Source organism: Micromonospora lacuserhaii (assembly GCF_036902735.1).
Taxonomy (GTDB): domain Bacteria; phylum Actinomycetota; class Actinomycetes; order Mycobacteriales; family Micromonosporaceae; genus Micromonospora.
The window spans coordinates 1-1,012 of record NZ_JBAKHO010000127.1 but is presented as its reverse complement, the minus strand read 5'-3'; the positions used below and the strand labels follow the sequence as shown (position 1 = coordinate 1,012).

The following is a 1,012-nucleotide window of genomic DNA, read 5'->3' as shown; positions in this document are numbered from 1 at the left end:
GCCACCGGGCCGGCGAGCGCGGCCGGCCCGAGCAGCGCCGCCCAGCCCCGTTCCGCGCGTTCCTCCGTCCCGGGGCGCGGCAGCCGCCGGGCGAGCAGCCACCCGGCCGCCATCCCGGCCAGCACCGGCACCGCGAGCAGCGCCGCGCCGGTCCCGTCGGCCGGGCCGCTGGGCAGGCCGGCGAGCAGGGGTACGGCGGGCAGCGCGCCGACCGACACCTCGCTGGTACGCACCGCCGTGCCGGTGCCGACGGCGAAGCCCGGACCGAGCAGGTAGGCGGTCGACCAGACGGTCGCGTTCGGCGCGTAGGCCAGGCTGACCAGGGTGATGCCGGCCTGCCCGGCCACCCCGGTCCGGTACGCCCCGATCATGTCGGCGGCGTCGCCACCGCCGGTCGCGACGGCCAGCCCGGCCGCGCCGCCCCCGGCGCCGAACAGCAGCAGACCGGCGACCAGGCCGGTCCGGACGCCGTCGCGCAGCACCGCCGGCGCCCGGTCGGCGAGCAGACCGGCGACCCCGGTGGTGCGGACCGCCCCGACCAGCGCGGCGAGCGCACCGAAGAGCGCGAAGGTGATCCCGGCGCGGACCGGGGAGACCCGCACCCCTCCGGTGCCGACCAGCAGCGCGGCCAGGACGCCGAACAGCGCGTACCCGATCCCGACCGCGCCGGCGGCGGTGAGCGCCTGCCGGGGCGAGCGACCGCCGCGGGCACCGATCGCCCGGCTGGTGTGCACCCCGGCGCGGGTGAGCCGCCAGAGCGCGAGGGCGGAGAGGGCCAGCGGGGCGAGGCCGAGCGGGCCGGCGGGGGTCTGCAACGGCACGCCGTGGCCGAGGAGCCAGCCGGCCAGCCCGGCGCGCAGCGCGCCGGTCACCGAGGCGGCGTCCTCGCTGAGCTGGGCGAGCGCCAGCACCAGCGCCACCGGCAGGTACGACGTGAGCGCGGCCCAGCCGGCATGGTGCACCAGCACTTCATGCTGGTGCCCGTCTTCACCGTCGCCGAGAACATCATGCT

General features: G+C 79.2%; 1 protein-coding gene. It reads right to left on the bottom strand.

Annotation, left to right across the window (positions count from 1 at the left end; all coding sequences use genetic code 11):
* Nucleotides 1-1,012 (bottom strand): cell division protein PerM (locus V6U81_RS29045; protein ID WP_477463944.1); only part of this gene is annotated, 1,012 nt, incomplete at both ends.